Annotated in this window: 10 protein-coding genes and 1 pseudogene; 8 read left to right on the top strand and 3 right to left on the bottom strand. The window is 59.4% G+C overall.

The features are described from left to right. The first annotated feature begins 111 nt into the window (after positions 1 to 111). A complete protein-coding gene (locus tag HBO05_RS23940; protein ID WP_169954928.1) occupies positions 112 to 1023 on the top strand; it encodes a DMT family transporter in 912 nt (303 codons plus the stop codon). Between the two features lie 118 nt (positions 1024 to 1141). On the opposite strand, the gene norR is transcribed toward HBO05_RS23940, so the two are convergent. Then, positions 1142 to 2683 (bottom strand): nitric oxide reductase transcriptional regulator NorR, encoded by a 1542-nt coding sequence (gene norR / locus HBO05_RS23945; protein ID WP_169954929.1) that lies wholly within the window; start codon positions 2681 to 2683, stop codon positions 1142 to 1144. A gap of 156 nt (positions 2684 to 2839) precedes the next feature. On the opposite strand from norR, the gene hmpA reads away from it, so the two are divergent. Together hmpA and HBO05_RS23955 are read left to right on the top strand one after the other, a co-directional pair. Continuing rightward, on the top strand, positions 2840 to 4021 hold the full coding sequence (gene hmpA / locus HBO05_RS23950) for an NO-inducible flavohemoprotein (protein ID WP_169954930.1): 1182 nt from the start codon (positions 2840 to 2842) through the stop codon (positions 4019 to 4021). Positions 4022 to 4260: 239 nt separating this feature from the next. Continuing rightward, positions 4261 to 4767 carry a disulfide bond formation protein B gene (locus HBO05_RS23955; protein WP_169954931.1) on the top strand — a complete coding sequence of 169 codons (507 nt, stop codon included), beginning with the start codon at positions 4261 to 4263 and terminating at the stop codon, positions 4765 to 4767. A gap of 553 nt (positions 4768 to 5320) precedes the next feature. Here the strand turns inward: HBO05_RS23955 and HBO05_RS29485 are convergent. Then, positions 5321 to 5535 (bottom strand): annotated as a pseudogene (locus HBO05_RS29485) (hypothetical protein). A 27-nt stretch (positions 5536 to 5562) separates the two neighbouring features. Here HBO05_RS29485 and cyoA point away from each other — a divergent pair. Genes cyoA through cyoE form a run of 5 tightly spaced genes read left to right on the top strand, consistent with a single transcriptional unit; the run spans position 5563 to position 10387 of the window. Then, positions 5563 to 6501: a ubiquinol oxidase subunit II gene (gene cyoA / locus HBO05_RS23960; protein WP_029300208.1), complete on the top strand. Its 939-nt coding sequence runs from the start codon at positions 5563 to 5565 to the stop codon at positions 6499 to 6501. A 3-nt stretch (positions 6502 to 6504) separates the two neighbouring features. After that, positions 6505 to 8523, top strand: a complete 2019-nt coding sequence (cyoB, locus tag HBO05_RS23965; protein WP_057444528.1) for a cytochrome o ubiquinol oxidase subunit I — start codon at positions 6505 to 6507, stop codon at positions 8521 to 8523. Between the two features lie 3 nt (positions 8524 to 8526). Then, positions 8527 to 9153, top strand: a complete 627-nt coding sequence (gene cyoC / locus HBO05_RS23970) for a cytochrome o ubiquinol oxidase subunit III (RefSeq protein ID WP_038446230.1) — start codon at positions 8527 to 8529, stop codon at positions 9151 to 9153. Continuing rightward, positions 9153 to 9488: a cytochrome o ubiquinol oxidase subunit IV gene (gene cyoD / locus HBO05_RS23975; protein WP_029300215.1), complete on the top strand. Its 336-nt coding sequence runs from the start codon at positions 9153 to 9155 to the stop codon at positions 9486 to 9488. Before cyoC ends, cyoD begins: the two co-directional genes overlap by 1 nt. A gap of 11 nt (positions 9489 to 9499) precedes the next feature. Continuing rightward, complete coding sequence (cyoE, locus tag HBO05_RS23980) at positions 9500 to 10387, top strand: heme o synthase (RefSeq protein WP_029300217.1); 888 nt, start codon at positions 9500 to 9502, stop codon at positions 10385 to 10387. Between the two features lie 484 nt (positions 10388 to 10871). Here the strand turns inward: cyoE and HBO05_RS23985 are convergent, their stop codons facing one another. Next, complete coding sequence (locus tag HBO05_RS23985; protein ID WP_169956220.1) at positions 10872 to 11576, bottom strand: hypothetical protein; 705 nt, start codon at positions 11574 to 11576, stop codon at positions 10872 to 10874. Between the last annotated feature and the right edge of the window lie 62 nt (positions 11577 to 11638).

The raw sequence follows: 11638 nt of genomic DNA on the forward strand, positions 1-11638 counted from the left end.
CTACTCCCGGCGGCCGGCGCTGTGATCCCTCGGCCCGACAAAAGCGCAAGAATCTGCAAGTGCCTGGCAGCAAGGCGGGGTGAAACTGTGGCTCAACCACCGGAGTGCGCCATGAACCTATCTTTGTATTTACTGACCGTGCTGATCTGGGGCACGACCTGGATCGCCCTCAAGTGGCAGTTGGGCGTGGTGCAGATTCCGGTCTCGATCGTCTATCGCTTCGGCCTGGCGGCGCTGGTGCTGTTTGTGTTGCTGCTGCTCAGCCGCAAACTGCAGGTGATGAACCGCCGTGGGCACCTGATCTGCCTGGCCCAGGGCTTGTGCCTGTTTTGCGTGAACTTCATGTGCTTCCTCACGGCCAGTCAGTGGATCCCCAGCGGCCTGGTGGCCGTGGTGTTCTCTACCGCGACGTTGTGGAATGCGCTGAATGCCCGGGTGTTCTTCGGCCAGAAAATCGCGCGCAATGTATTGCTGGGCGGTGGCCTTGGTTTGCTGGGCCTGGGGTTTTTGTTCTGGCCCGAACTTGCCGGGCACACCGCCAGCCCCGAGACACTGTTGGGCCTGGGCCTGGCGCTGTTGGGGACCCTGTGTTTTTCGGCGGGCAACATGCTGTCGAGCCTGCAACAGAAAGCCGGGCTCAGGCCGTTGACCACCAACGCCTGGGGCATGGCCTATGGCGCGTCGATGCTGGCGCTGTACTGCGTAGTGCAGGGCATTCCATTTGAGATGGAGTGGAACACCCGCTACATCGGCTCGTTGCTGTACCTGGTGATCCCCGGGTCGGTGATTGGCTTTACCGCCTACCTGACCCTGGTCGGCCGCATGGGCCCGGAGCGGGCGGCGTATTGCACCGTATTGTTCCCGGTGGTGGCGCTGAACGTCTCGGCGCTGGTCGAAGGCTACCAATGGACCGCCCCGGCGCTGGCCGGGTTGGTGCTGGTGATGCTGGGGAATGTGTTGGTGTTTCGTAAGCCCAGGGCGGTTGCAGCTGTGAGCCCGCTTTTTCAACCGAAGCAAACCTAATGTGTAAGAAGATCTAATGTAGGAGCTGGCTTGCCTGCGATAGCGGTGAATCAGCAATGCCTATGCTGACTGACCCACCGGTATCGCAGGCAAGCCAGCTCCCACAGGGTGATCCGCGTTACTTCAGGCCCAGGCGCTTGGCCATGCGCCCCAGGTTGGCGCGGTCCAGGCCCAGTTCGCGGGCGGCGCTGGCCCAGTTGTGCTGGTGGCGCTCCAGGCAGGCGCCGATGACTTGCCTCTGGTAGTGCGCGGTCGCCTGGCGCAGATCGCCGGTCACCGGTGCGAGTTCCACGGGCGCTTCGATCAATGGCGCAGACTCATTGGGTAGGTCGAGGTCCTTGGCACTGAGGCTGAGGATCTTCGGCCGCTCGCGGCAATTGCCCAGGGCCTTCAGCGCGCTGCGGCCAATCAAGTGTTCCAGCTCGCGTACATTCCCGGGCCAGCCATAGGCCAATAACGCCGCCTGGGCATCGCTGGTCAGGCGCAGGCTGCCCAGGCCCATGCGCGAGCGGTTCTGTTCAAGGAAAAAGCCTGCCAGCAGCAACACATCGCGCCCGCGTTCACGCAGGGCCGGCACTTGCAGGGGGTACACGCTCAAGCGGTGATAGAAGTCGGCGCGGTAGCGGCCGTTGCGTACTTCTTCGGCGAGATCGCGGTTGGTGGCGGCGATCAGGCGCACGTCCACTTGGTGCTCCTTATCCGAACCGAGCCGCTGCAACTGCCCGCTTTGCAGGACCCGCAGCAGCTTGGCCTGGACCGTCAGCGACAACTCACCCACTTCATCGAGGAACAGGGTGCCGCCATTGGCTAATTCAAACTTGCCCCGACGCTCATTCAGCGCGCCGGTAAACGCGCCGCGCACATGGCCGAACAGCTCGCTTTCCACCAGGGTTTCCGGGAGGGCGGCGCAATTGAGGCTGATCAACGGTTTCTCGGCGCGGGGCGAGGCCGCGTGGATGGCCTGGGCCACCAGTTCCTTGCCAACCCCGGTCTCGCCGGTGATCAACACGGTCAGGTCGCTGCCGCCCACCAGTTTGATTTCTTCCACCAGGCGTTTGTGGGTCTTGCTCTGGCCGATCATTTCCTTGTGCTGCTGGCCGCTGGCCTGGCGATAGATTTCCGCACGCTGGTGTTCGTCCTCGGCACGCAGGGCCAGGTGTTCCATGCGTTCGGCCACATTGACCGTGGCAGCGGCGAGGCTGGCGAAGGCCTGCAAGGCGTCCAGTTCGACGCGCTCGAAGCGTTCGGTGTCCAGGGCGTCCAGGGTCAGCAGGCCCCAGGGATGATCATCGACAAACAGCGGGCAGCCCATGCAGTCGTGGACCTCCAAGTGCCCGTGCAGGCCATCGACCAGGCCGTCGTAGGGGTCGGGCAGTTCGCTGTCGCTGTCGAAACGGGTCGGGCCGGGGCTGCTCAGCAGCACCGCAAAGCGCGGGTGTTCGCTGATCTTGAAGCGTCGGCCCAGGGTGTCCGGGCTCAGGCCGTCCACGGCCAGCGGCACCAGCCATTCGCCGTCCAGGCGCAACAGCGCGGCGGCGTCGCAGGGCAGCAGGGTGCGCATGGCTTGCAGCAGGCGTCGGTAACGTTCGCCTTCCGGCAGTTCGCGGGACAGGTCAGCCACCAGTGGCAGCAGGGTGGTGAGCAGGGAGTGTGCAGTCATAATGACTCCTTGTAGTCCTAATGACTATAAAGTGTAGGAGGTCATATTGACTACTTCTAAATTAACTCACTGATAAATATAGGTTTATTAGTTGGCACGAATACTGAGTGCTACAGGGTAATCATTCAGAAGCCCCAAAGGCTCAGGAGTCTCCCCATGCTTAGCGTTCAAGACCGTGCCATCGTCAAGTCCACTGTGCCGCTGCTGGAAAGCGGTGGCGAAGCCCTGATCACCCACTTCTACCGCATGATGCTGTCCGAATACCCCGAAGTGCGCCCGCTGTTCAACCAGGCCCACCAGGCCAGCGGCGACCAGCCCCGTGCCCTGGCCAACGGCGTGTTGATGTACGCGCGGCATATCGACCAGTTGGACCAGTTGGGCGACCTGGTGGCCAAGATCATCAACAAGCACGTGGCCCTGCAAATCCTCCCGGAGCACTACCCGATTGTCGGCAACTGCCTGCTGCGGGCGATTTCCGAGGTGCTGGGTGACGAAATCGCGACCCCAGAAGTGATGAGCGCGTGGGGCGCGGCCTATGGTCAGTTGGCCGACATCCTGATCGGCGCAGAAAGCGCGATCTACGATGAAAAAGCCCAGGCCGTTGGCGGCTGGCGTGGGGCGCGCCCGTTTTTGCTGGTCAAGCGTGTGGAGGAGAGCAGTGAAATCATCTCCCTGTACTTTGCCCCGGTGGACAACGGCCCGATCCTCGCTGCCGAGCCCGGCCAGTACATCGGCCTGAAGCTGATCCTCGATGGCGAAGAAGTGCGCCGCAACTATTCATTGTCGGCGCGCACCGACGCGGGCCTGTACCGCATCAGTGTCAAGCGCGAAGCGGGCGGGCGCGTGTCCAACTATCTGCATGATCAGATGCATGTGGGCGCGACCATCGACCTGTTCCCGCCATCGGGGGAATTCACCCTGGTGCCCAGCGACAAGCCCTTGGTGCTGATCAGCGGCGGGGTGGGCATCACTCCCACCCTGCCGATGCTGGAAGCGGCGCTGGCCACCGAGCGCCCGGTGCACTTTATCCACTGCGCGCGTAATGGCGGCGTGCATGCGTTTCGTGATTGGGTCGATGCCCTGGCTGCACGTCATCCGCAATTGCAGCGCTTTTACTGCTATGCCGAAGACGACGGCATCAGCCCGGCGGCGGACAAGCTCGGCATGCTGACCCAGGAGCAACTGGCGGCGTGGTTACCTGAGGAGCGTGATGTGGATGCCTACTTCCTGGGGCCTAAGGGCTTCATGAGTGCGATCAAGCGTCACCTCAAGGCTTTGGGTGTGCCTGAAAAGCAGAGCCGGTATGAGTTCTTCGGGCCGGCGGCGGCGCTGGAATAAGCGGCAGGTCTTTAAACCGCATTGGCTTCATCGCAGGCAAGCCAGCTCCCACAATTTGATCTGTGAATACATTCAAATGTGGGAGCTGGCTTGCCTGCGATGGCGTCCGAAACCCCCCACATTAATGTGTCGTTAACCCGCCTGCGCCTAAGATGCCGACGCCTACTGCTAAATTTTCACCTCCTGTGTGTAAACTTGCGGCCATTGGCACACCCATCATTAGGCAAAGGGAAACGGGGATGATTGACGAAATGCGGTTGGGGCGGGAGCGGCGCTTCCTGGTGTTGCTGGGGATCATCTGCCTGGCGCTGATCGGTGGCGCACTCTATATGCAGATAGTGCTGGGCGAAGCGCCATGCCCTTTGTGCATCCTGCAGCGCTATGCCTTGCTGCTGATTGCGCTCTTTGCCTTTATCGGCGCGGCCATGCGTACCCAACGCAGTGTCACGATCTTTGAAGTGCTGGTCGTGCTCAGCGCCCTCGGCGGTGTCGCTGCCGCCGGGCATCATGTGTACACCCAGTTCTACCCGGCCATCAGTTGCGGCGTCGATGTGCTGCAGCCGATTGTCGATGACCTGCCCCTGGCGAAGATCTTCCCCCTGGGCTTCCAGGTCGATGGTTTCTGCAGCACGCCATACCCGCCGGTGCTGGGCTTGTCCCTGGCGCAGTGGGCGCTGGTGGCGTTCGTGTTGACGGTGATCCTGGTGCCCCTGGGCATTTACCGCAATCGCAAGCACAGCGCTTAAATCGTCCTACAAAACGCCCCGGTCCTGCTGATGCAGGCCGGGGCGTTTTTGTGTGCGGGGATTTTGTGAAAGGACCGTGACGCCGGACAAGATTGGCGGCGCGCAACGTGCGACACGTTGTCACACTGAGGGCGTCGCAGGACGTTTCCCACCCCGCGCCAGGGCGCTTAATCGACCATTGGTCGGGGGCTGCTGCCTGTCACTTTCCACCCCGGCCGACCCCGCGCACGGCGTGCTCTCGAGAACTTCTGGTGATCGGCGAATGCCTTGTTTTTAGCGGGCTTGCCTGGGGTTTGGCGACCCTGAAAGGGGCCTTGAGGTGCGACACATTAGGCAATAACACAGCATTTTTTGTGGTTTTTGTTGAGAATCAAACGCGATAGGATCCCGAACCTTTGCAACAATGGCGCAGGATTATTGCTGGAATCGATAAAAATTATTTCTTTATAAGTCATGGTTTATACATCGCTAGCTAACTACAATCGCCCGCACTGAGTGTCCGGTGCTGCTCAACCCTGAGCAAATAGGGCGGTCGAGAGGCGAAAACATTGCTTCATGCGACCCCAGGTGCCGGCAGCCTTTCAACTATCCGCACCAAATGGAATTGGTCTGTAACAAGGCCTTTGACCAACGAAATCGAATAAGAATTCACCGCCAGACCTGGACGTGTCGATCAGCGCATGAAGCGCCGGGCAGGCCCTTATTCAATCGAAGAGAAATGCCAACCCTTGGCAGGGTGAAGTGTTGGCGATCAAAACCCAACTGCATTGCGCAAGCTGCTTTAGAGGTCGTGAGATGAGTAAAAACAGGTACACCCGATTACTAGGCATAGTGCCGCTTTTCGGCATGTTATTGCTGGGAGGCTGCAACTGGACGCTGCTCGACCCTGTGGGTCAGGTCGGCGTGGAGCAACGTAACCTGATCATCACGGCCACTTTGCTGATGCTGTTGGTCGTGGTGCCGGTGATCGTGATGACCTTCGCGTTCGCCTGGAAATACCGCGCGTCCAACACCAAGGCCACCTACGCGCCGAAGTGGTCGCACTCCACCAAGATCGAGATCGCGGTGTGGCTGGTACCTGTACTTATCATCATCGCCCTGGGTTACATCACCTATAAGTCGACCCACGAGCTGGACCCTTACCGTCCGCTGGAATCCGACGTGCCGCCAATCACTATCGAAGTGGTCGCGCTGGACTGGAAGTGGCTGTTCATCTATCCCGAGCAAGGGATCGCCACCGTCAACAAGATCGTGTTCCCGGCCAACACCCCGATCAACTTCAAAGTGACCTCGGATGCGGTGATGAACTCGTTCTTCATCCCGGGCCTGGGTGGCCAGATCTACGCGATGGCGGGCATGCAGACCAAGCTGCACCTGATTGCCAACCAGAACGCCGAGCTCGACGGTATCTCCGCCAACTACAGTGGCGCGGGCTTTACCGGCATGAAATTCAAAGCAATCGCCACCACCCAGGAAGACTTCAACGCCTGGGTACAAGAAGCCAAGAGCTCACCAAAACAGCTTGAAAAAGCTGAATACGAAGCCCTTGCCAAGCCAAGCCAGAACAACCCTGTAGAGCTGTACTCCTCGTACACGCCGGACCTGTTTCAGAAAATCATCGATAAGTATGAAGGGATGAAGCCAGGCAAGCCGGTCAAGCACGAGAAGAAAGAAGTGGCTGCTGTGGAAGGGACGGACGCAAATTCGCATTCAGCTGCCGGGGCAGAGGAGTAAACGATGTTTGGTAAATTAAGTTGGGAAGCGGTCCCATTCCACGAGCCGATCGTGATGGTGACCATCGCCATGATCGCGCTGGGTGGTCTGGCGCTGTTTGCGGCAATCACCTACTTCAAGAAGTGGACCTACCTGTGGACCGAGTGGCTGACGTCGGTCGACCACAAGAAAATCGGCGTGATGTACATCATCGTCGCCATGGTCATGCTGCTGCGTGGTTTTGCCGACGCCATCATGATGCGTACCCAGTTGGCCATGGCCACCGAGGGTTCGCCTGGCTACCTGCCGCCTGAACACTATGACCAGATCTTCACCGCCCACGGTGTGATCATGATCATCTTCATGGCGATGCCTTTCTTCACCGGCCTGATGAACCTGGCAGTGCCGCTGCAGATCGGTGCGCGTGACGTTGCGTTCCCGTTCCTCAACTCCCTGAGCTTCTGGCTGCTGGTTTCCGGCGTCGTGCTGATCAACCTGTCCCTAGGCGTCGGCGAATTCGCCAAGACCGGTTGGGTTGCCTATCCGCCATTGTCGGGGCTGCAATACAGTCCGGGCGTGGGGATGGATTACTACATCTGGGCGCTACAGCTATCCGGGCTGGGTACGACGCTGACGGGGGTCAACTTCCTGGCCACCGTGCTGAAAATGCGTACCCCAGGCATGAAGCTGATGGACATGCCGATCTTCACCTGGACCTGCACCTGGGCCAACGTCCTGATCGTGGCTTCGTTCCCGATCCTGACCGCTACCCTGGCCCTGCTGACGCTTGACCGTTACATGGATTTCCACATTTTCACCAATGAACTTGGTGGCAATCCAATGATGTACGTGAACCTGTTCTGGGCATGGGGTCACCCTGAGGTGTACATCCTGATCCTGCCAGCGTTCGGTATCTTCTCCGAAGTGATCTCGACCTTTACCGGCAAGCGCCTGTTCGGTCACCACTCGATGGTCTACGCCTCGGGCGCGATCTCCGTACTGGGCTTCATGGTCTGGCTGCACCACTTCTTCACCATGGGTTCGGGGGCCAGCGTCAACGCCTTCTTCGGCCTGGCGACGATGCTGATTTCGATCCCGACGGGGGTGAAGCTATTCAACTGGCTGTTCACCATCTATCACGGCCGCCTGCGCTTCACCAGCCAGGTTCTGTGGACCCTGGGCTTCATGGTGACCTTCGCCATCGGCGGCATGACCGGCGTACTGCTGGCCATCCCGGGTGCTGACTTCGTGCTGCACAACAGCCTGTTCGTGATCGCGCACTTCCACAACGTGATCATCGGTGGTGCGGTATTCGGCTACATCGCTGGCTTCAGCTTCTACTTCCCGAAAGCGTTCGGCTTCAAGCTGCACGAAGGCTGGGGCAAGGCTGCATTCTGGTTCTGGATCACCGGCTTCTTCGTCGCGTTCATGCCGCTCTACGCACTGGGCTTCATGGGCATGACCCGTCGTCTGAACGCCACTACCAACCCTGAGTGGGTGCCGTACCTGTACGTCGCCATGTTCGGTGCGGTGATGATCGCTGTCGGTATTGCCTGCCAGTTGATCCAGCTGTACGTGAGTATCCGTGACCGCAAGCAAAACGCCTGCGACTCCGGCGACCCATGGAATGCACACACCCTGGAATGGTCGACTTCGTCGCCACCGCCGTTCTACAACTTCGCCGTGCTGCCTAAGGCCGAGACCATCGATCCGTTCACCGAAGCCAAGGAAAACGGTACTGCGTACCAGCGTCCTGTGCGCTACGAGCCGATCCACATGCCGAACAACACCGCCACTGGCGTGGTGATGGGCGCGCTGTTGACGGTCTTCGGTTTCGCGATGATCTGGCACATCTGGTGGCTGGCCATCGCAAGCCTGGCTGGCACCGTGATCTATTTCGTGATCCACGCGGCTCGTGATGATCAAGGCTACATGGTGCCGGTCGACGTGATCGAGCGCATCGAAGCCGAGCAGCACGCTCGCCTGGTAGCCGAGAAGAAGATTCCGGCCAACCGTGTTGAAACCTCGTTGGAACAGGCTTAAACCATGTCGAACTTAGTGACCAATGCTGGACACGCCCATGTCGATGACCATGGGCACGATGACCATCACCACGACTCGGGCGAGATGACCGTATACGGTTTCTGGCTCTACCTGATGACCGACTGCATCCTGTTTGCATCGATCTTCGCGGTATACGCGGTACTGGTAAACAACGTAGCGGGTGGCCCATCGGGCCACGACATCTTCGAACTGAATTACGTACTGGGCGAAACCGCCTTGCTGCTGTTCAGTTCGATCACCTACGGCTTCGCCATGCTGGCGTTCTTCCGTGGCAACAAGGCGGGCGTGCTGAAGTGGCTGGGCCTGACCTTCCTGCTCGGCCTTGGCTTTATCGCCATGGAGATCAACGAGTTCCACCTGCTGATCTCCGAAGGCTACGGCCCTAGCCGTTCCGGCTTCCTGTCGGCGTTCTTCACCCTGGTCGGTACCCACGGTCTGCACGTCACCGCCGGTCTGATCTGGATGGCGATCATGATGTACCAGGTCAACAAGCATGGCCTGACGTCGACCAACAAGACCCGCCTGAGCTGCCTGAGCCTGTTCTGGCACTTCCTGGACGTGGTCTGGATCTGCGTCTTCACCGTTGTCTACTTGATGGGGACTCTGTAATGGCTAATGCACACTCCCATGACAGCCATGATGCGAGCCACGGCAGCGTAAAGTCTTACGCTATCGGCTTCATCCTGTCGGTGATCCTGACGATCATCCCGTTCGGCCTGGTGATGTACCCAACCTTGCCGAAGGCCACGACACTGGCCATCGTGCTGTTGTTCGCGGTGATCCAGGTGGTTGTCCACCTGTATTACTTCCTGCACCTGGATCGCTCCCAGGCCCAGCGCAACAACGTGATTGCGTTTGTGTTCACGGCCATTGTGATCCTGCTGCTGGTCGGCCTGTCGTTGTGGATCATGTTCAGCATCCACACCTACATGATGGCGAAGTGAGGTAAGACCCGATGTCGCTCAAGCACTTTATCCAAATCACCAAACCGGGGATCATTTTCGGTAACGTGCTTTCTGTGGCAGGCGGTTTCTTCCTGGCCTCCAAGGGGCATGTCGATCTGGCCATCTTCCTGGCGGCAATGATCGGCACTTCCCTTGTTGTGGCATCCGGTTGCGTGTTCAACAACTGCATCGACCGTGACATCGATATCAAGATGGAGCGCACCAAGAATCGTGTGCTGGTCCAGGGCCTAATCTCCCTGAAACTGGCACTGATCTTCGCGACCGTCCTCGGTGTTGCCGGCGTGGCATTGCTGTACACGGTGGCCAATCCGCTGGCGGCGTTGTTTGCCGTGATCGGCTTTGTCATCTACGTCGGCCTCTACAGCCTGTACCTCAAGCGCAAGTCGGTTCACGGCACGCTGGTGGGCAGCCTGTCGGGGGCGATGCCGCCGGTGATTGGTTATGTCGCTGTGACCAATAGCTTCGACATGGCTGCGCTGGTGCTGCTGGTGATGTTCAGCCTGTGGCAGATGCCGCACTCCTACGCCATTGCGATCTTCCGTTTCAACGATTACCTGGCGGCTTCGATTCCGGTATTGCCGGTCAAGCGCGGCATCCAGGTGGCGAAGAAACACATCCTGCTCTACATCCTGGCCTTCCTCGTGGCGACCTTGATGTTGACCTTCAGTGGCTACGCCGGCATGAGCTACCTCGCCGTCGCCGCGGCCATGGGCATGTACTGGTTGTACATGGCCTGGACCGGCTACAAGGCGGTGGATGACACTGTCTGGGCGCGCAAGTTGTTCGTCTTCTCGATCTTCACCATCACGGCCTTGAGCGTGATGATGTCCCTGGATTTCCAGGTGCCGAAAGAGTTGCTGCTGACTTACGCCCACTGAGTTGGGATGCAATGAAAAGCCCCGCCTTCGAGAGAAGCGCGGGGCTTTTTTGTGGGGGTGGTTTGGTATGAGTACATATCCATTTCTGCGGTAACGGCGGCCTAGGGTTCCGCCCTGACGGCGGCTCACTTTGGAAAAGCCCCAAAGTAAGCAAAGGGCTCTTGCCCCACCACTCGGTGCCTCGCCTAGGCTCGGCATGCCCGCAGTCAGGCATTGCTCCGTGGGCCCGCCGCGATCGGCCATCCATGGCCGTGTCGCGGCTACCCCGGCATCCATGCCGGGGTGCCCACTGCGCAATACCTGCCTGCGGCCATCGTGGTTTAACGGGGCGCCTGAGATCAAAAGCAACAGCAAAACCAGAGCGCGGAGCTGCTTACCTGTGGGAGCGGGCTTGCTCGCGAAAGCGGTGTATCAATCAACAAATAAGTGACTGACACTGCGCATTCGCGAGCAAGCCCGCTCCCACATTTAGAGGGGGTAGGGCTTATTGCTGGGCGATGCTGTAACCGTCAAACGCAGTCTGCTGTTGCAGCGCGGTGACGATGCTCTTGCGCGTCAAAGGCTGCTCGACACCGGAGTTATCCACAAAGCTCTCACTCTCAAGCTCCGCTTCATCCCCTTCGCCCACAAAGCTGAACCCCAAAAACTCCAGCGCCTCGCGGTCTACATTGAGCTTGGAGCGCGGCGTGCGCAGCGGCAGGGTTACGCTGATCCCGTCCTTGCTGATCACAAACACTTCCAATTCCTTCTTCGCCCGCGCGGCCTTGCCCTTGCCGGCGCTCGGGTTGCTGATGGCCTGGTGGGTCTGGTTCAGCACCTTGAGTGCCAGGCCATACACCAGTTCCTGGAACTCGGGGTCGTCCTTGAAGCTGGACAGGATGCGGCTGATCGAAAACTTGCTGCTCAGGTCTTCCAGGGCGGCGTTGTCGGCCGCTTCGGCGTCCTTGAGCTGTTTGAGCTGGCCCATCAGGTCGTAGGCCTGGTCATCGTCGAAGGCGTCGTGGGCCTGGCGGATGGCGATGCGCAATTCGCGGATCTGGTCGCTTTCCTTGGAGGTATGGAACGCGTCCAGCACCATTTCACTGATGTTCTTGGCCGCTGGCACATGCTGTGAAAGATTGATGGCGTTTTCGTATTCAGCTTTGGATTGCAAGGTGACTACGGATTCTTCAGTACGGGAATCGGACATTGAAATTTCACTACTTCTGTAAGCGGGGAGACGAAAAAGCGTCGGGCATTTTCAAGGGCCAG

This window comes from Pseudomonas sp. WS 5079 (genome assembly GCF_012985465.1).
Lineage (GTDB): Bacteria > Pseudomonadota > Gammaproteobacteria > Pseudomonadales > Pseudomonadaceae > Aquipseudomonas.

Coding starts and splice junctions, on each gene's coding strand:
- cyoD (WP_029300215.1), top strand. CDS start 9,153: ATGGCTAATGCACACTCCCATGACAGCCATGATGCGAGCCACGGCAGC.
- HBO05_RS23955 (WP_169954931.1), top strand. CDS start 4,261: ATGATTGACGAAATGCGGTTGGGGCGGGAGCGGCGCTTCCTGGTGTTG.
- cyoC (WP_038446230.1), top strand. CDS start 8,527: ATGTCGAACTTAGTGACCAATGCTGGACACGCCCATGTCGATGACCAT.
- cyoE (WP_029300217.1), top strand. CDS start 9,500: ATGTCGCTCAAGCACTTTATCCAAATCACCAAACCGGGGATCATTTTC.
- HBO05_RS23940 (WP_169954928.1), top strand. CDS start 112: ATGAACCTATCTTTGTATTTACTGACCGTGCTGATCTGGGGCACGACC.
- HBO05_RS23985 (WP_169956220.1), bottom strand. CDS start 11,576: ATGTCCGATTCCCGTACTGAAGAATCCGTAGTCACCTTGCAATCCAAA.
- hmpA (WP_169954930.1), top strand. CDS start 2,840: ATGCTTAGCGTTCAAGACCGTGCCATCGTCAAGTCCACTGTGCCGCTG.
- norR (WP_169954929.1), bottom strand. CDS start 2,683: ATGACTGCACACTCCCTGCTCACCACCCTGCTGCCACTGGTGGCTGAC.
- cyoA (WP_029300208.1), top strand. CDS start 5,563: ATGAGTAAAAACAGGTACACCCGATTACTAGGCATAGTGCCGCTTTTC.
- cyoB (WP_057444528.1), top strand. CDS start 6,505: ATGTTTGGTAAATTAAGTTGGGAAGCGGTCCCATTCCACGAGCCGATC.